Below are 17,256 nucleotides of genomic sequence, written 5' to 3'. Positions count from 1 at the left end.
CGGCGCCCCCTCCCGGCCCTTACGGCCTAGAGGTACATCACCTTGCGCACCGCCTCGACGACGCGGGCCGCGTCGGGAAGGCTGAGCGCTTCGAGATTGGCGGCATAGGGCAGCGGGACGTCTTCCTGCGTGACGCGGGCGGGCGGGGCGTCGAGATAGTCGAAGGCGACCTCGGTCACCTTCGCGCCGACTTCCGCGCCGATGCCCATGGGCGACCAGCTCTCCTCGACCGTGACCAGGCGATTGGTCTTCTTCACGCTCTCGACGACCGTGTCGGTGTCCATCGGACGGATCGTGCGCAGATCGATGACCTCAGCCTCGATGCCGTCGCCCGCCAGCTGCTCGGCCGCGGCGAGCGCGAACATCATGCCGCGCGCATAGGAGACGATGGTCACGTCCTTGCCCTCGCGCGCGACCTTGGCCTTGCCGATCGGCAGGGTGAAGTCGTCGAGTTCGGGCACGTCCATCTTCTCCCCGTAGAGAAGCTCGTGCTCGAGGAAGACGACGGGGTTCGGATTGCGGATCGCCGCCTTCAGGAGGCCCTTGGCGTCGGACGCGCTGTAGGGCGCGATGACGATCAGGCCCGGCACGTGACCGTACCAGGGGGCGTAATCCTGGCTGTGCTGCGCCGCGACGCGGCTGGCCGCGGCGTTCGGGCCGCGGAAGACGATGGGGCAGCCCATCTGGCCGCCCGACATGTAGCGCGTCTTGGCCGCCGAGTTGATGATGTGATCGATCGCCTGCATCGCGAAGTTGAAGGTCATGAACTCGACGATGGGGCGAAGGCCGGCAAAGGCCGCGCCGACGCCGAGGCCCGCAAAGCCGTATTCGGTGATCGGCGTGTCGACGACCCGCTTGTCGCCGAATTCCTGCAGGAGCTCCCGCGTCACCTTGTAGGCGCCCTGATATTCGGCGACCTCCTCGCCCATGACGAAGACGTTCTCGTCGCGGCGCATCTCCTCGGCCATGGCATCGCGCAGCGCGTCGCGCACGGTCGTCTCGACCATGTTCGTGCCCTCGGGCACTTCCGGCCCGGCGGCGGGCTTGGGCGCGGCCTCGGGCTCGTCCGCTTCGGTCCCGCCGGCTTCCGGCTTCTCGTCGCCCTCGCCTTCCTCGTCCTGCGCGGGAGCGGCGGCCTCGCCGGACAGGGCCGCCTCGTCGATATCGTCCGCGCTTTCGCCCTCTTCGAGGATCACGGCGATCGGCGCGTTCACCTTCACGCCCTCGGTCCCCTCGGCGATCAGGATCTTGCCGAGCGTGCCCTCCTCGACCGCCTCGACCTCCATCGTCGCCTTGTCGGTCTCGATCTCGGCGATCACGTCGCCCGATGAAATCTCGTCCCCCTCGGAGACCAGCCACTTGGCAAGCGTCCCCTCCTCCATCGTCGGCGACAGGGCGGGCATCAGGACTGGAATGGGCAAAGCGTCTCTCCGGGAGGAACGGAACAGGAGCGCCTAGCTACCATAGAGCGCGCGCCGGGCAACGCCTTCTGAGAGGGCCGTTCTGACGCCGGTTTGATTTCCCCCTCGCATTTATGTTATCGTGATATGTATTGTTTAGACGGATAGAGAAATAGGAGATTTCATGGATAAGGCATTTGCAACAGCCGCAGCCGCGCTAGCCGCGACCTTCATGTTGGCGATGCATGTTGCCACGGGAGAGAGTGTGGTCGCCGCCGAAGCAGTTCAAGATCAGGTCGAAGAACTTCCCATCAATATTTCCGAATTGAACTAATTTTGAGATTTTACTGATTCTTCATTTTATCGGCAGCCTTCCTGCCTGAACTGGCAAACAGCACGTTCCGCTGAAGGGAGTTCGCACAGCGAACGCAGTTGGCGGCGAAAACGCTTCCGGCCGGCCGCGATGAGATCATGATCGGAATCGGACCGCCCAATGGCCGGCGCCGCACCGCCCCGGGTCTGCTGGGGAGGGCTGGGCGCGGCAGGTGACGGAACCCTCCGCATTCGACATACTGCGGGGCGTGTCACGTCCCCTTCCCCCATCCCGGCTGACGCCGGACCTTCTGCTCCAGGCCTATGCCATCGGCTATTTCCCGATGGCCGAGGACCGCTATGCCAAGGACGTGTTCTGGGTCCGCCCAGACCTGCGCGGCGTCCTTCCGATCAAGGGCCTGCACATCAGCAAGACGCTGCGGCGCACCGTCAGGCGGGATGTCTTCGAGATCCGCACCGACACCGCGTTCAGGGCCGTGATGGAGGGCTGCGCCATGCCGCAGACCGAACGCTGGCAGACCTGGATCAACGGCCAGATCCTCTCGGCCTATGCCGAGCTGCACGAGCAGGGCTACGCCCACTCCGTCGAGGCATGGCGGGACGGCCAGCTCGTCGGCGGCCTCTACGGCGTCGCAATCGGCGGCGCCTTTTTCGGGGAAAGCATGTTCTCGGTCGTGACCGATGCCAGCAAGGTGGCGCTCGTCCACCTGACAGCGCGCCTCGCCGCGGGCGGCTACGTGCTGCACGACACCCAGTTCACGACGGACCATCTGCGGCGCTTCGGGGTCGAGGAAGTCGCGGCGGACAACTATGCGCGGCGCCTGTCGGGCGCGCTCAAGGTCGATGGCCGCTTCGACGCCCTGCCCCCTCAGATGGCGGGGTCGACCATCTTACAGTCGATCACCCAGACATCGTAGACCGGGTGCTCCAGCGCATTGAGCGAGGGAGAGGACGCGAACATCCAGCCGCGGAAGACGGGCGTGCCCTCGGGCTCCTGCCCGCCCTGCCGAGAGGCTGCCGAACGGCGCCTGCGCTCCTGGTTCGCGCTGCGGCCACCGCGCCCCTGCACGTCCAGCTCGGTCGAATAGACTTCAAGGAACACCGTCGTTTCGGGAAATTCTTCGGGCGGACGCTTGTCGCAGGTCCGCGGCAGGAGCGTCAGCGGCCCGAAGGCCGCCGGCTCGCCGATCGGCACGACGAGATCCTTATAGGTCGCGGTCACCTTGTCGAGCGCCCTCAGCGTCACGGAGACGGGCTCCAGAGGGTTGTCGGACCGGCCCGCATAGACTTCGAGGCCGAAAGTGACCCCGGAGGACGACCGTGACAGCCGGTCGAGTTCGCTCTCGTCCTCGGCCGGCTCCTCGGGAATGTCTGGCGTGAAGGTCCACCCCATCAGGGGCTCTTCATCCACCTGCGCCGAGGCGGCGAGCGGAATGGCCGCCGCGCCCAGCATGCCGAGGAAAAACCGGCCCAGGAAAATCCGGGGAGAAGCCATGATCGCGCTGCCCTTCTGCGGTTCGCCGAAGAGGAGAGCCTAGACGCTTTCAGGCGTCCAGGCCTCGTAATCCTCGTTCACCTCGGCGCCGCTGCCGATCCGGGTGAGAGAGCCCTTGGGGCGATAGGCGAGCGGCGTGCCGGTCATGTTGGGCAGGTGCTGGCGCTCGAATTTCTTGATCGGCAGCGGGGCGACCGTCGGGGGCTCTTCCCAGATGTGGTGCAGCCAGCCATGCCAGTCCGCCGGAACCCGCGAGGCTTCGGCAAAGCCGTGATAGATCACCCAGCGCCGCTTCCGCCCGGAGGGGCCCGAGCCTTCCGCGCCTTCTTCGTAGTACTTGTTGCCCTGCTGGTCCTCGCCGACGAAGCGGGCCTTGCGGTTCCGCAGCGTCAGAGACGTCCCGAGCGTCGCGTAGTGCCACCAGAGAACGGCGCGTTTGATGAATCCGAACATGCCGCGCTTATGCGACAGAGCAGGCGCCCCGTCCAGCATGATCGTGCCCGCCGCCGCCGCGTTTTGACTGCTCTGTCTCGTGCCAAGACCGCCCGCGCGGCCTAAGTCCGGGGACATGTCAGACCCGATTCTCATCACCGCCCCGCCCGATAGCGGCAATGTCGAAGTCCTGTCGGCCGACCGGCCGGGCGATATCCGCCTCGCCATGCGGCCCGACACGGCCGCGCCGAATTTCCAGTGGTTCTACTTCCGCGTCAGCGGCGCGAAGGACATGCCCCTGAAGATGACGATCGAGAATGCGGGCACCTCGTCCTATGTCGACGGCTGGAAGAACTACCGGGCGGTGGTCAGCACGGATGGCGAGCGCTGGACGCGCGTGCCGACCCGCTATGAGGACGGGACGCTGATCATCGAGCACACGCCGCCCGCCGGCGTGCTCTGGTATGCCTATTTCGCGCCCTACGACCTGCATCGCCACGACCGCCTCATCGCGCATACGCTCGGCTCCCCGCTGGTCGAGTATCTGCCCTGCGGCCAGTCGCTCGACGGCAATCCGATGGACCTCCTGCGGATCGGCACCCCCGGTGAGGGCAAGCGGGCCTTCTGGGTGATCGGGCGGCAGCACCCCGGCGAGACCATGGGCAGCTGGTGGATGGAGGGCTTCCTGCGGCGCCTGACCGATCACCGCGATCCGGCGGCGCGCGCGCTTCTCGACAAGGCGGTTTTCTATGTCGTGCCCCTGATGAACCCGGATGGCGCGCGGCGGGGGCATCTGCGCACCAATGCGGCCGGAACCGACCTCAACCGCGCCTGGGCGGAGCCTTCGCTGCAGGGAAGCCCCGAAGTCTTCTTCGTCCGCGAGATGATGGAGAAGACGGGCGTGGACTTCTTCCTCGACGTCCACGGAGACGAGGCCATCGCGAACAATTTCATCGCGGGCGCCGAGGGCATCGAGCGCTGGGGCGACCGCCTCGCCGGCCTCCAGAAGGCTTTCCAGGACGCGCTTCTGGAGGCGAGCGACGCCTTCCAGACCAAGGAGGGCTATCCCATCCCGGGCCCCGGCAAGGCGAACCCCAAGATCGCGACCAATTGGGTCTCGCAGCGTTTCGACGCGCTCGGCATGACGCTGGAGATGCCGTTCAAGGACGCCGCCATCAAACCCGATCCGACCTATGGCTGGTCTTCTGACCGCTGCGCCCAGTTCGGGCGCGACTGCCTCACGGCGATGCATGCGGTCGTGGACAAGGTGCGCTAGCCTTACAGGCTAGCGCTTCCGGTCCGCATAGGGATTGTCCTGCTTGCGCAGGTAGAGGCGGATGGGAACCGCCTGGATCTCGAAGGCGTCGCGCAGGCTGTTAACGAGATAACGCTGATAGCTGTCGGGCACTTCCTCGGCCCTCTGGCAGTGGGCGACGAAGGTCGGCGGGCGCGTCTTGATCTGCGCGACGTAGCGGATCTTGATGCGGCGCCCCCGCACGGCGGGCGGCGGGTGAGCCTGCGTCGCCGCGGCCAGCCATTCATTGAGCGCCGAGGTCTTCACCTGCGCGTTCCAGTCCAGATAGACCTTGGTGATGGCGGGCATGAGCTTGTTGAGGCCCTTGCCCGTCAGGGCCGACAGGGTGACGATCGGCACGCCCGGAAGCTGCGGCAGAAGCCGCCCCGCCGCTTCGCGCAGAGCGAGGCCCGCCTCGCTGCGGTCCTCGATCAGGTCCCACTTGTTCACCGCGAGGATGACGGCCCTGCCCTCGCGCACGGCGAGGTCGGCGATCTGGAGGTCCTGCTTCTCGTATGGCGTGGCGGCGTCCATCATCACGACCACCACTTCGGCGAAGCGGATGGCCCGGATCGTATCGGCGACCGACATCTTCTCGACGCGGTTCTGCACGCGGGAGCGTTTGCGCATGCCAGCCGTGTCGAACAGCTTGACCGGCCAGTTCCGGTCCGGCCCCTCCCACTGCCACTCGACGCCGATCGAATCGCGGGTGATCCCGGCTTCGGGCCCGACCAGGAGGCGGTCCTCCTTGAGGATCTGGTTGATCAGGGTGGATTTGCCGGCATTGGGCCGCCCCACCACGGCCACCCGGAGGGGCTTGAGCGGATCGTCCCATTCATAGGCCTCGGTCTCCTCGGCCTCCGCCTTGCCTTCGGCATGGGGACGGATGGCCTCGTAGAGGTCGGCCATGCCCTCCCCGTGTTCGGCGGAGATCGCCACGGGCTCGCCGAGGCCGAGGCGATAGGCCTCGTAGAAGCCCTCGAGCCCCCGCCCCTCGGTCTTGTTCGCGACCAGGATGACGGGCTTCGCGCCGCTGCGGAGGATCTGGGCCAGCTCCTCGTCGAAAGCGGTGATGCCGGCGCGCGCGTCGACCAGGAACAAGGTCAGATCCGCGAGCGCGATCGCCTGCTCCGTGCCCTTGCGCATCCGCGCTTCGAGCGCACCCTCCGCCGCGTCCTCGAGCCCGGCCGTGTCGATCAGCGTCAGCTCGAAATCGCCGAACCGGATCTCGTGCTCGCGCCGGTCGCGCGTGAGGCCGGGCATGTCGTCCACCAGAGCGAGCTTCTGCCCGGCGAGGCGGTTGAACAGGGTGGACTTGCCGACATTGGGACGGCCGACGATGGCGACGCGAAGAGACATGAGCGCCCGCTACACCGCAGACGACGCCTTGTCATCTCGCCTCATGCCGGACAGTGGACAGCCGGCCGCTTCGCCCGCTACGAGGGCACGGCGCCCATGCGGCGGGGCGGCCCCTTAGCTCATCAGGATAGAGCGACAGATTCCTAATCTGTAGGTAGCAGGTTCGAGTCCTGCAGGGGTCACCATAAAGCTCGGATTTTGCGGCGTTTCTGCTGTCGCGCAAAGAACCTCGTGACTGATCTCGGCTCTCGAGCCAGTCACACATGTGACTGGTGTTCCGCGAGTGCTCTCGTCAGGCGGCGGCGCCGGCTCGCTCGGCGCAGGCGAAAGGGTCAGAGCCCGCAGGGCTTCATCTCGCGAATGAGATCGATCAGGAGGCGCAGCCCCGGGGGGAGATGGCGACGCCCCGGATAATAGGCCTGGAAGCCCGGCCCCATGGAGGCCCACTCCTCCAGCACCGGCACCAGGGCGCCGCTGCGCAGATGCGGCGCGAGCAGCCGCTCGGTGCCATAGACGATGCCGGCGCCGGACAGGCCGAGATCCAGCATCATGGCGCTCGTGTCGATCGTCAGCTGCCCGGGGGTTTCCACGCTCAGCGCCGCCTCGCCCCGCTCGAACTCCCAGTCATAGATCGCGTCATTGCCGAGCTTGATGCGGATGCAGCGATGCTCGCGCAGATCGTGCGGATGGGAAGGCGCCCCGGCCCGTTCGAGATAGCTCGGCGCGGCCGCCGCCATCCAGCGCAGCGGTGTCGACAGAGGACGTCCGATCATGTCCTCGGGCACGGTGCCCGCATAGCGGATGCCAGCGTCATATCCCTCGGCGATCACGTCGACGAGGCGATTGGTGACGCTGACATCGACTTCGACATCGGGATAGCGCTCGGCGAAGACCGGCAGCACGGGCGCGAGGAGGAGCGTCGCCGCATCCTCCATGACGTTCAGCCGGATGCGTCCCGACGGAGTGTCCCGGTAGCGATTGAGGTTTTCGACCGCCCGCTCCAGACCCTCGATCGGGCGGTCGATCGCGGCGAGCAGCTCCTCGCCCGCCGCCGTCACGGTCACGCTGCGCGTCGTGCGGTTGAGGAGGCGGACCCCCAGCCGCCCCTCGAGACCGCTCATCGCGTGGCTGAGCGCCGATGCGCTGACCCCGCATTCCGTCGAAGCCCGCCGAAAGCTGCGATGCTTCGCGACCGCCATGAAGTAGAGCAGGTTGCCGAGATCGGATCGCTCAAGCGGCATGAAGGCCTCCGGAATGCGTGCGTTCGAGCGCTCCTAGCCGATTACTGAGCGCGGCTCACCGGTTCATCGCGCAGCGCGCCGCTATTCGAAGCCGCACTTGGGCCTACCTTCCGATCGCAACCTGATGGAGGTCCCCATGCCTATCGCGCTCGCGACCGCTTTGATCGGCCTCATTCCGATGAGCCAGAATCTCGAGGAAGGACAAGCCATGACCGAAATACTCCGTGAGGCCGAACAGGATGTGGTCGAAGGGCCGGAGGACTATTTCACCGGCAAGGCGACGATCCGGGCCAATTTCTCCCGCGAGGATCCCTCCCGCGTCACCGGCGCCATCGTCTCCTTCGAACCCGGTGCCAGGACGGCATGGCACAGCCATCCGCTCGGCCAGACGCTGATCGTGACCGAGGGCGTGGGCTGGACGCAGGTCGAGGGCGGCGAGAAGCTCGAATTCCATGAGGGCGACGTGCTGCTCTGCCCCAGGGACAAGAAGCACTGGCACGGCGCCACGCCCGATGCCGCGATGACCCATATCGCAATCCAGGAAGCGCTCGACGGCACGAATGTCGTCTGGGGCGAGAAGGTCACCGACGAGGAATATCTCTCTGCCGCGGCGAAGACGGACTGAAGCATGCCGCATGTCGTCGTGAAGCTCTGGCCCGGCAAGCCCAAGGAGCAGAAGACCGCCCTGTCGGAGGCGATCGTCCGGCAGGTGACGGAGATCCTGGGCTATGGCCGGGATGCCGTCTCGGTCGGTTTCGAGGAAATTCCGGCCGAGCGATGGACCGACCGCGTTGTCGAGCCGGATATCCTCGCCAAGTGGGACACGCTCGTAAAAGAGCCGGGCTACGTGCCGAAACCGAAGCCCGGTCAGAGCTGACATCTTCCCGGCTCGCCCTATCAGCTCAGGGACGTCATCGCGGGGATTCGCGATGATGCGCGCGAGCGAAGTGCATCCCGCCTGAAACTTGCGGGTCGAAGACCATCCCGAAGCCTTCATAGGAGCGCTTACCGAAGCGCTCATCGGCATCGCGTGGGGCGGAGCGGGTTCGCTCTCTCAGCGGCTCATCCCGACGCATGAAAAAAGGGAGCGCGGTGAGGCGCTCCCAGGGGAGTTGTAGCACAGAGAGGTATGCTCAACTCAAAACTCGTAGCGAAGGCCGAGCGTGAAGAGCCGGCCGAACGTTCCGCCATTGGTGTAGCCGCTGTCGGCATTGCGATAGGGCGGGTCCTCGTCGAAGATATTCTCGACGTTGAGAGTGAGGGCTGCGCCTTCGGCCAGATCCATCCGCTCGAGATCCAGCTTGAAATAAAGGTCGAGAAGGTCGAACGAGCCCACCTCGTCCTGAGACGGATCTCCCAAGATCGGATAGCCGCCGGCATGGGTCCAGGTGACCGAGGACGTCAGAGGACCGATTTCGGCCCCGACGATCGTGACCGAGTTGAAGTCGGTGTAGCCGTTTTCGAGATTGTCGACGGGATCGGCGCTCGCCGACTCCCGGGTCTCGCGTCCGAGCGTGTAGGTTCCGCCGAAATTGGCGAAGACCGCACCGAAATCGGTATCCCGGTTATAGCCGATCTGGAAATCGATCCCGTCGAGCTGGACCCCGCCCCGGTTGTAACGCCTGAGATCGTAGATGGCGAAGGGATCATTCGCCGTGAAGAAGCTTTCGAGCGACGGGAAATTGTCCGCCCGCAGGCCGTCCGTATAGGCGATGGCCTCTTCCAGCGTAGGCTCCAGGAGGAAGAAGGGCGCGTTCTCCGGCTGGGTATAAAATCCCGGCCCGCCGAAGAAGCCGCCCGTGTTCACGGAGATCTGGTTGTCGAAATCGATGTTGTAATAGGTGAAGCTCGCCCTCAGGCCCGGCAGGAATTGCGGCTCGAAATCCGTGCCGATCGACCACGTATCCGCTTCCTCCGGCTCGAGGTCGGTATTGCCTCCCGATATGTAGAGGATCGGCCGCGCCCGGTTGGCGGGATCGTAGCCTGCGGGCAGGTTGAACACGAAGGGCGCCGATGTCACCCGCGCGTCGACCGCGCCATTGGTATCGGCAAGGCTCGGCGCGTGGAACGACGAGCCCCAATTGCCGCGGACGGTGATCCAGTCGACAGGCTGATAGTTGAAGCCGATCTTGGGATTGGTCGTGTCGCCGACATCGCTGTAATCGTCGTATCGGGCGGAAGCGGTGAGGTCCAATCCGTAGATACCGGGAATGGCGTTCTGACTGCTCACGAGCGGCACCACCGCCTCGGCGAAGGCGGAAGCAATGTGGCGCGACGCCCTGACAGCATTGCCGCCCGGCCCGAACTGGATCTCGGCGTCGATCCCTTCATAGCGGTACTCGGCCCCGAGCGCGACGCGCACTTCCCCGCCCGGCGCCTCCATCAGGGGGCCGTCGAGCGCGACCCGCCCCTCGGCCAGCTCCTGATCGGCATAGGCGTAGTTCGTGTAATTCCGAATCTGCGCCAGCACCGCCGGATTGGTCTGCTCGAGATCATACGGGTTCAGCGCGCTGTCCCGGTCCGTTGCGGAAAGCGCGTTCGCCACCGCCACATTGTTGATTCCCTGTTCGTTCGTCTCGTTCGTGCTGCGGCCGGCATTGGCGGTCAGGCGGACCTGCCAACCGCTGTCGAAGTCATAAGTCAGCGTCGGGGTGATGCCGTAGGAGGCGAAGCGCGACGGGTTCGACGTCCCGTCATCGCCGAAGACCGGCACGTAGTTGAAGGCGACGGACTGCGAGGTTTCGTCACCGATCGGCATGAAGAACGGATTGGCGGAGGTGATGGTGCCGTTGGTCGTCAGCGGCTGCGTCAGGAGGTCCGTCTCCCGCAGCGAATAGTACGAGGTCAAATTGAAGGTCAGGCCTTCGGCCATGTCCTGCTCGAAGGTGCCGAAGACGGTATGCCGCGTCTCTTCGGGATAGATGTCCGCGAAGTCCGACAGGTCGCAGCGGTTCTGCGTGCCCGGAGCATAATCGGGCGCGGCATAGGTGACGCCGCCCACGGTGATGTTCGGCTCAGCGCAGGCGATCGACCGGTTGTCGATGCCGCCATTCGGACGGTAATCGTTCGTGACGTAGTCGCGGTCGCGCCCCTGGATGTTCGAGTGCCAGGCATAGGCGTAGGAGATTGCGGCCGATCCCGTGTCCCAATCCGTGCCCAGCGTCGAGTTGATCTCCGTGGTCTCGTAATCGTCGGCGACGCCGTAGCGCGCATTGAGGGCGAAGCCGTCATAGCGGTCGAGAGTGATGAAGTTGATCACGCCGCCGATGGCATCCGATCCGTAGACGGATGAGCCGCCATCGGGGATGACCTCGACCCGCTCGATCAGCCCCGGGGGAATGATCGTCGGATCGACATAGGTCTGCAGGATGCCCGATCCCACCACGCGATGGCCGTTGAGGAGGATGAGCGTCGTCGTTCCCCCCGAAGCTCCGAGGTCCCGGATATTGTTGGACGCGATCGGCTGGCCGAAGCTGGCGGAGGGCGCGGGCAGCTCGCTGAAGCTCGCAAGCTGCGGCACGGTCGCGAGCAGCTCGTTTGTGTTCGTCGCCCCGGTCGCCTCGATAGCGGAATCGTCGATCGCCAGAACGTTGGTGCCGACCGGCGCGATGCCGCGGATGGAGGTGCCGGTGGCGACGCCCTGGACGACGATGACGTCTTCCTGATCGGAGAGCGCATCGCGCTCTTCCTCTGAGGCCTGGTCCTGCGCGGCGGACGCGCCTGTCATCCCGAACGCGCTGCACGGCGCCGCAAGCGCGGCGAGACTCGCCGAGGCTAGCGCCAGACGCTTCATCATTCTTCCGGTCATGGTTCCCTCCGATGGCGTGAGCCGCCTTCCCGCAGCCCCGCGGCAGCCTTTTTTGTTCGTTCGCCGCACCGTGATGAGTCCACGAAACGAAACTTAATGCAAGCTCTCTATGCAAATAAACTTTCGTTCGAAACTTCTGACCTCCTGCGGTCGGGCAGCATGAAGGACTGGAAGGAGGGCGTTCCCTCCTTCCATTCACGCCTTTAGCGCCTCGCGGCGAGCCGGGATCGCGCGGCCGAGCTACCCTTCGTCCTCGGCTCCAAGCAGAACTTCTCGCAACTCTCCGAAAGGGTCCTGCTGAACTTCGGAGTCGAGGTTGAAGATCATGGTCGGGCGTGTGTCGACATTGTACGCCGGCCAGTCGGGAATGCCGGCATGGTTGGGATCGCCTGTATGGGCGAATGCCGCCCAGGCCGGCTGCATCTGCTCGGTCATCCTCGCCGGCCCCTCCCCCGGCCCGACAAAGTCCCGGATATAGTCGAACGTCCCGAAGACGAACGACAACTCCAGGGCGTGCGCGGCTTTGAGGAAGTTGTGCCCCCAATCCATCCTGTAGACATAGACGGGCGGGTCCTGCTCCAGCTTGCGGTCGGCGAGCTTGAGCGTGTTGAGCCAGAACCAGTCGGCCGTATCCAGGGCCGCCATCAGATATGGCGGTTCATAGTCCGGGTAAGTCGCTTTGAAGGTCTCGATGACCTCGTCCGCCGATTCCGGGTAGCGCTTGCGGACTTCGGCTTCGAAGTCCTCCATCGTGATCGCGCCGAAGCCGGGGTCGAAGGCGAGGAACAGCGTGTTCTCGTCCTTGTTCGTCCCGATCAGCAGCGGGATGTCGGCGGCCAGAGGGGATGCCTCCGGCGTGAACGGTCCGCGCGGCAGGACCTTTCCGTCCACATTCGGAACGAAGCCGCCGCTGAGGAAGCCGTCGGGTTGAAGGTCGCGGACATCCTCCGCCGCGGCCGCTTGCGCTTCGAAAATGGCCTGAGTGTCGAGCGCGGCGAGCTGCTCGACATTCCCGGGCGCGACTTCCAGCCGGTCCATCAAGGCGCCGCCGAGCGCGGCCGCATAGTCGTGGGGAGCGGCATCGAGCGCCGCCCCGCTCTGGATGATGGCCTTGTCGAACAGGCCCTTCGCGCCCGGCATGCCGAGGAGCAGCGACACCTTCGCGCCGCCGCCGCTCTCGCCGAAGATCGTGACATTGTCCGGATCGCCGCCGAACTGCTCGATATTCGCCTGCACCCATTCGAGCGCCTGCACGATGTCGAGCATGCCCGAGAGGCCGGACGATTCGTATTCGGCGCCCCAGCTTTCGGGCAGCTGCGTGTAACCGAACACGTTCAGCCGGTGATTCAAGGAGACGACGACCACGTCCTCCCGGGCGAGATCCTCTCCCCAATAAGTCGGCCTGACGGCCGCGCCGCTCGTGAAGCCGCCGCCGTGAAGCCACACCATGACGGGCTTGTCGCCCGACAGGTCGGGCGACCAGACGTTCAGGAAGAGGCAATCCTCGCTATGCGTCTCATAGGAGGGCATGTCCGGCTGACCGTCCGACTGGATGCAGGCATTGCCGAACATGTCCGCCTGGAACACTTCGCTCCAGATTTCGGGATCTGCGGGCGGCAGGAACCGGCGCTCGCCGACGGGGGCGGCGCCGTAGCGGATGCCCTTGAAAGCGGCGACGCCGTCCTGAATGCGGCCCCGGACAGGACCGCTCGCGGTTTCAACGACGGGAGTGGGCTCGAGGCCGGGGGGATTGGGATCCGGCTCCATGGCGCCGACGGATCCCGTCGTCATCAGGCTCATTCCGAGGGCAGCGCCCCCGAGCATCAACGTCTTCTTCACGGCGTTCCCTTTCTCCCGATCTTCCTGGTTTCCGGCGTCCTCAACGAAGAGGCCGGCGGTCTGTTCCCGGCTCCTGCGCAACGCGCAGCACGAAGTGGCCGTAGGTCGTGAGCTCGAGCTCCCTGTCGTCGGAGGCTTCGGCGATGACGTGGATCGTTTCCCCGGGAGCGGCGTCTTCCGGTATGGTCACCGTCGCGGCAGTGCCGTCGGTGGCGAGCGTGACGGGGCCGAGATAGGTGCCGGCATCTTCCCACTGCCACCAATCGACCTCGACGGGGTCGCCGTCAGGATCGGACACGGCCACGTCCAGCGAGACGGTCTCCCCTGGGGTAACGCTCCGGTCGAAAGGCTGACCGGGCGCGAGGACCGGATGATGGTTCGCGTCCGCATAATCGCTCGTCACCGACCATCGCAGCCTTGCGGCGAAGTCGTTCTGCGCGGCGGCCGCGAAGGGATGGGTCTTCAGCCGCTCCGGCGATTCCTGGAGCAGCGCCGCGAAATCGGTGTTGGAGATGTACTCCTCGCGCACCGCCGGCAGAGGGAAGAAGCCGCCCCATCCGCCGAGGCCGCCCTGCTGATATCCGCGCAGGCCGTTGGCGATCAGGTTGAGATAGGTCGGCGTGTCGCCTTCGCTGATGAACGTGCCCTGCGGCTGCACCGGCGCCCAGACCGTAAAGCCCTCGGCCCTCAGCTCATCGGCGGTCTTGCCCGTTTCGCCGAAATAGTCGGTGCGGTCGCCCGGCACCATCTGCCGCCCGTCGCCCCAGGTCCTATAAAGAGCGCCGAGGGGCCCTTGGCTGGTGATGTTCTCCCGCGTCCATTCCGGGCCGTAATAGACCGCGTCCTCCAGGCTGACCCGCGCATAGGCGTTGTAGGACAGGGGAACGGGATCGACGGCGTCGCGGATCTCGATGTCGGGCCAGAACTTCTCGATATAGGCGCCGATCGTGAAGTCCTGATCGCCCGAAGCGCGGATGATCGCCTTGCGGGCGACCTTCGTGTAGATTTCCGGCCACTCATCCGTGCCGCGATAGTCTTCCTGGATCGAAAGCAGGGCGCGCGCGATGGTGTTCCCGCCGCCGAAGACATGCAGGTGGAGCGGCGCGGGATCGTCGTCCAGAAGCAGGGCCCGAATCGCATCCGAGCCTTCCGTATCCGAGGAAAGGTCGCCGTCGAAGGAGACGTTCCCCCATTTGACGAGAGCGCGAACGTCCTGCGGCGCCGGATATTCCGCGTCGTGGACGACGAGGTTCGGGTAGCTCTCCGCATAGGCGTCGATGGCGTCGTCTATGAACTGCTCGCCCTCGGCCCACCGCCACGAGGTGCAGGGGCAGAGTTCGAGGCCGAAGCGCCGGTACTCGCCATAGGGCATGAACCATTGCGTACCCTCGCCGTCGCCGCGCCAGTGATACTGGCTGCTGGCATAGACGATCGCCTCCGTCTCGACATCCGGCAGGTAGAGGAGATAGCGGATCAAGGAGTTGAGGTCGTCGAGTTCCGGATCGGTCGTGACGACGACGCGCGGTTTGGGACCCTGCGCCTCTCCCTCCGATGCGGGCGCATCGCCCTGGTCCATGGCGGCGGTGCAGCCGGGGACCATCAGGAGCGCCGCCGTCGCCATGAGCGGATTGGTCAGCTTCATGTTTCCTCGCTTCGCCGCCATTGCCTCGCGGTCCGTATGGGAAGTTCCGGTCACGGTTCGCGCTCAGTCCTCTTCGCCGCCGCCGAAGAAGCGCTGGACCATTGCTTGCGCCTCCCGCTGCAATGGCGGGAAGTCGTCCGTCAGGAAGCGCTGGAGCATGGCCACGAAGACGACGTCGTTCTCGGGATCGACCCAGAAGAACGTGGCCGCCGCGCCGTCCCAGAGATAGCTTCCCTCCCCGAGCGGCACGCCGGCTTCCTCGGGGTCGGTCACGACCACGCCGTTATAGCCGAAGCCATAGCCCGGCCCGATGCGGTGGATGCCGATGCCGAAGCCGCCTTCGAGGATTTCCGGCGGCAGGTGGTTCTGCATGATCGCGCCGACTGATTGCGGCGCGAGGATCCTCACGCCGTCGAGCGCTCCGTCGCTCAGAAGCATCCGGGCGAAGCGGGAATAATCGATCGCGGTCGTCAGGAGGCCTGCGCCGCCCGAAGCGAAGCCAGGCTCCTCGAAGACGTCGCTCCCGAAAGTGCCGCCCTGCGCGGGCACGAGGCCGTCCTCATAGGCGTAAAGCGTCGCCAGCCGGTCGCGCTTGCCTTCGGGCACGGAGAATCCCGTATCTTCCATGCCGAGCGGGCCGAAGATGCGCGCCTGCATGAAATCGCCGAGGCTCATGCCGCTCATCCGCTCGATGAGGACGCCCTGGACGTCCATCGCGACGCTGTACCGCCATTCGGTGCCCGGCTGGTAGGCCAGGGGCAGCGAAGCGAGGCGCGAAACGAAGTCATCCGCACCGGCGGCATCGAAGAGGTCGGCCTCCTGGTAGCGCCTGTCGACATAGGTATCGGCGAATCCATAGGAAAACCCGGCGGTGTGGGTGAGGAGTTCCTCGATCGTCGGCGGCCGCGCGGCGTCGGTGAGAACGGGCGTCCCATCAGCGCCGATCCGTTCGACGACCTCCAGTCCTTCGAGTTCGGGAATGAACTTGGTGACCGGATCGTCCGGCGACCAAGCGCCTTCCTCATGGAGGATCATCATGGCCACTGCCGTCACCGGCTTGGTCATGGAATAGGCGCGGAAGATCGTGTCGAGCTCGGCCGGGCTCTGCGTGGCGAGGTCGCGATCGCCGAGCGCAGAGGCGTGGACGAGCATTTCGCCGTCGAACGCGACCGAGACCGCGCCCGGGATCTGCTTCTCGTCGATCGCTTTTTGGAACACCGCGTTGACTGCGCCGTTCTGGAGCCTGGGCTCGGCGAACTGGAGCGCGTCGGTGATCTCGGGGGGCGTGAGGAGATCCTGCGCAAGCGCGCCGCCGCCGAGAAAGCAGGCGAGCCCCGCAACACCGCTCAGCTTGGATATCTTCGCCATCGTTCCTCCCATGAGCCCCCATCCTTGCGGGTCGGCTTCGTTATCGTGCTGCGCGAGCGCCTCTTCCCGGATCGAAGCGCGCGCGCTGCACGGCTTCATCCCATTCCTTCACGACGGCCTCGCGCACGCTGGCCGCCATTGCCGGTTTGAACGCGGTGACCGCACCCGCCCCGGCAGGAGGCATGGCGAGCCCGGCCCCTTCCCCGGCCATGCGCGCGACGCCGAGCGCGCTGACCTCCGTTCGCTCCATGCGGTGCACGGGGCGATCGAGGAGGCCGGCCAGAAGCTCCATGAGGAAGTCGCTGGCGGCAGCGCCCCCATCGACCGAAAGAAAGGGAACGCGCCGCCCGCTATCCGCTTCCATCGCCGAGAAGACATCGCGGATCTGGAGCGCGACAGCCTCATAGGCGGCCCGGGCGAGATGAGCCGGCATTGTGGAGTGATCCATGCCGCTGATCATTCCGCGCGCATCGGTATCCCAATAGGGCGCGCCCAGGCCGGCGAGGGCCGGCACCAGCCGGACGCCGCCGCTGCCAGGAACGGTCTGGGCAAGCGCCTCGAGCTCGCGCTCCGATGCGATGCCGAGAAGGCGGCGGACAAAGGCGATCGTCTGCCCCGAAACGGTGATATTGCCTTCGAGGGCGTAAGAGAGGCGACCAGCGCGGCACCACGCCACCGTGCTCGACAGGCCGCGGAGAGAGGGGGTCCGCTCCTCCGTCAGCATCATCAGGGACGAGCCGGTTCCGCAGGTCACCTTCGCCTCGCCCGGCCGTTCGATCCCATGGCCGAACAGGGCGGCATGAGAATCGCCCATCACCGCGCGGATCGGCACGCCCGCCGGCACGGGAAGGCCGGGAGCCGTCTCTCCGAAGTCGGCATCGGACGACAGGATCTCCGGAAGCACCTTCCGGGGCACACCGAATATTTCGAGGAGCTCGTCGCTCCAGTCCGCCTCGTCGAGCGCGTAGAGCTGCGTCCGGGCCGCATTGCTGTGGTCCGTGACATGGCGCCCGCCCGTCAGCTTGTAGACGAGCCAGCTATCGAC

At 65.8% G+C, this 17,256-nt stretch carries 15 protein-coding genes and 1 tRNA gene; 6 read left to right on the top strand and 10 right to left on the bottom strand.

Features of this window, described 5'->3' with window-relative positions; translation table 11 throughout:
* Window positions 1–26: 26 nt before the first annotated feature.
* On the bottom strand, window positions 27–1,421 hold the full coding sequence (locus tag IE88_RS0113360; RefSeq protein ID WP_031555279.1) for a pyruvate dehydrogenase complex E1 component subunit beta: 1,395 nt from the start codon (window positions 1,419–1,421) through the stop codon (window positions 27–29).
* 163 nt (window positions 1,422–1,584) lie between these two features.
* Here IE88_RS0113360 and IE88_RS18210 point away from each other — a divergent pair, with 163 nt between their 5' ends.
* Together IE88_RS18210 and aat are read left to right on the top strand one after the other, a co-directional pair.
* A complete protein-coding gene (locus tag IE88_RS18210; protein WP_156032601.1) occupies window positions 1,585–1,734 on the top strand; it encodes a hypothetical protein in 150 nt (49 codons plus the stop codon).
* 247 nt (window positions 1,735–1,981) lie between these two features.
* Window positions 1,982–2,650 (top strand): leucyl/phenylalanyl-tRNA--protein transferase, encoded by a 669-nt coding sequence (gene aat, locus IE88_RS0113355; RefSeq protein WP_031555278.1) that lies wholly within the window; start codon window positions 1,982–1,984, stop codon window positions 2,648–2,650.
* Here aat and IE88_RS17525 read toward each other — a convergent pair.
* Both IE88_RS17525 and IE88_RS0113345 read right to left on the bottom strand, forming a co-directional pair.
* Entirely contained in the window at window positions 2,602–3,228 is a 627-nt protein-coding gene (locus IE88_RS17525) for a DUF2155 domain-containing protein (RefSeq protein WP_051882219.1), read from the bottom strand. The genes aat and IE88_RS17525 overlap by 49 nt on opposite strands.
* A 39-nt stretch (window positions 3,229–3,267) precedes the next feature.
* The gene (locus IE88_RS0113345) at window positions 3,268–3,681 is read right to left on the bottom strand and encodes an NADH:ubiquinone oxidoreductase subunit NDUFA12 (RefSeq protein ID WP_031555274.1); all 414 of its coding nucleotides are present in this window, start codon (window positions 3,679–3,681) and stop codon (window positions 3,268–3,270) included.
* A gap of 115 nt (window positions 3,682–3,796) precedes the next feature.
* Between IE88_RS0113345 and IE88_RS0113340 the strand changes: the two genes are divergently transcribed.
* On the top strand, window positions 3,797–4,936 hold the full coding sequence (locus IE88_RS0113340; RefSeq protein WP_202900509.1) for a M14 family metallopeptidase: 1,140 nt from the start codon (window positions 3,797–3,799) through the stop codon (window positions 4,934–4,936).
* A 9-nt stretch (window positions 4,937–4,945) separates the two neighbouring features.
* Here IE88_RS0113340 and der read toward each other — a convergent pair whose 3' ends face one another.
* Window positions 4,946–6,313: a ribosome biogenesis GTPase Der gene (gene der / locus IE88_RS0113335; RefSeq protein ID WP_031555271.1), complete on the bottom strand. Its 1,368-nt coding sequence runs from the start codon at window positions 6,311–6,313 to the stop codon at window positions 4,946–4,948.
* Between the two features lie 108 nt (window positions 6,314–6,421).
* On the opposite strand from der, the gene IE88_RS0113330 reads away from it, so the two are divergent.
* A tRNA-Arg gene (locus IE88_RS0113330) sits at window positions 6,422–6,498 on the top strand.
* A 147-nt stretch (window positions 6,499–6,645) separates the two neighbouring features.
* Here the strand turns inward: IE88_RS0113330 and IE88_RS0113325 are convergent.
* Window positions 6,646–7,554 carry a LysR family transcriptional regulator gene (locus tag IE88_RS0113325; RefSeq protein ID WP_031555269.1) on the bottom strand — a complete coding sequence of 303 codons (909 nt, stop codon included), beginning with the start codon at window positions 7,552–7,554 and terminating at the stop codon, window positions 6,646–6,648.
* 208 nt (window positions 7,555–7,762) lie between these two features.
* On the opposite strand from IE88_RS0113325, the gene IE88_RS0113320 reads away from it, so the two are divergent.
* Together IE88_RS0113320 and IE88_RS0113315 are read left to right on the top strand one after the other, a co-directional pair.
* Complete coding sequence (locus IE88_RS0113320; protein WP_031555267.1) at window positions 7,763–8,179, top strand: (R)-mandelonitrile lyase; 417 nt, start codon at window positions 7,763–7,765, stop codon at window positions 8,177–8,179.
* A 3-nt stretch (window positions 8,180–8,182) separates the two neighbouring features.
* The gene (locus IE88_RS0113315; RefSeq protein ID WP_031555265.1) at window positions 8,183–8,431 is read left to right on the top strand and encodes a tautomerase family protein; all 249 of its coding nucleotides are present in this window, start codon (window positions 8,183–8,185) and stop codon (window positions 8,429–8,431) included.
* A 261-nt stretch (window positions 8,432–8,692) separates the two neighbouring features.
* Here the strand turns inward: IE88_RS0113315 and IE88_RS18860 are convergent, their stop codons facing one another.
* From IE88_RS18860 to IE88_RS0113290, 5 genes are all read right to left on the bottom strand, one after another.
* A complete protein-coding gene (locus IE88_RS18860) occupies window positions 8,693–11,362 on the bottom strand; it encodes a TonB-dependent receptor domain-containing protein (protein ID WP_081871675.1) in 2,670 nt (889 codons plus the stop codon).
* Window positions 11,363–11,602: 240 nt separating this feature from the next.
* Window positions 11,603–13,201: a carboxylesterase/lipase family protein gene (locus IE88_RS0113305; protein WP_156032600.1), complete on the bottom strand. Its 1,599-nt coding sequence runs from the start codon at window positions 13,199–13,201 to the stop codon at window positions 11,603–11,605.
* A 40-nt stretch (window positions 13,202–13,241) separates the two neighbouring features.
* A complete protein-coding gene (locus tag IE88_RS0113300; RefSeq protein WP_156032599.1) occupies window positions 13,242–14,897 on the bottom strand; it encodes a DUF1593 domain-containing protein in 1,656 nt (551 codons plus the stop codon).
* Window positions 14,898–14,906: 9 nt separating this feature from the next.
* A complete protein-coding gene (locus tag IE88_RS0113295) occupies window positions 14,907–16,223 on the bottom strand; it encodes a serine hydrolase domain-containing protein (RefSeq protein WP_162178348.1) in 1,317 nt (438 codons plus the stop codon).
* A gap of 28 nt (window positions 16,224–16,251) precedes the next feature.
* Window positions 16,252–17,256 (bottom strand): FGGY family carbohydrate kinase (locus IE88_RS0113290; protein ID WP_036767326.1); only part of this gene is annotated, 1,005 nt, incomplete at its 5' end.

Source organism: Parvularcula oceani, assembly GCF_000733125.1.
GTDB classification, from domain to species: Bacteria; Pseudomonadota; Alphaproteobacteria; order Caulobacterales; family Parvularculaceae; genus Parvularcula; species Parvularcula oceani.
The sequence above is the reverse complement of the archived record's forward strand: the minus strand, read 5'-3'. Positions and strand labels throughout refer to the sequence as shown.

What these genes read in the sequence shown, in the direction of transcription:
- IE88_RS0113345 (WP_031555274.1), bottom strand. Translation starts at nt 3,681, where the DNA reads ATGTTCGGATTCATCAAACGCGCCGTTCTCTGGTGGCACTACGCGACG.
- IE88_RS0113325 (WP_031555269.1), bottom strand. Translation starts at nt 7,554, where the DNA reads ATGCCGCTTGAGCGATCCGATCTCGGCAACCTGCTCTACTTCATGGCG.
- IE88_RS17525 (WP_051882219.1), bottom strand. Translation starts at nt 3,228, where the DNA reads ATGGCTTCTCCCCGGATTTTCCTGGGCCGGTTTTTCCTCGGCATGCTG.
- der (WP_031555271.1), bottom strand. Translation starts at nt 6,313, where the DNA reads ATGTCTCTTCGCGTCGCCATCGTCGGCCGTCCCAATGTCGGCAAGTCC.
- IE88_RS0113295 (WP_162178348.1), bottom strand. Translation starts at nt 16,223, where the DNA reads ATGGGAGGAACGATGGCGAAGATATCCAAGCTGAGCGGTGTTGCGGGG.
- IE88_RS18860 (WP_081871675.1), bottom strand. Translation starts at nt 11,362, where the DNA reads ATGACCGGAAGAATGATGAAGCGTCTGGCGCTAGCCTCGGCGAGTCTC.
- IE88_RS0113320 (WP_031555267.1), top strand. Translation starts at nt 7,763, where the DNA reads ATGACCGAAATACTCCGTGAGGCCGAACAGGATGTGGTCGAAGGGCCG.
- IE88_RS0113315 (WP_031555265.1), top strand. Translation starts at nt 8,183, where the DNA reads ATGCCGCATGTCGTCGTGAAGCTCTGGCCCGGCAAGCCCAAGGAGCAG.
- IE88_RS0113340 (WP_202900509.1), top strand. Translation starts at nt 3,797, where the DNA reads ATGTCAGACCCGATTCTCATCACCGCCCCGCCCGATAGCGGCAATGTC.
- IE88_RS18210 (WP_156032601.1), top strand. Translation starts at nt 1,585, where the DNA reads ATGGATAAGGCATTTGCAACAGCCGCAGCCGCGCTAGCCGCGACCTTC.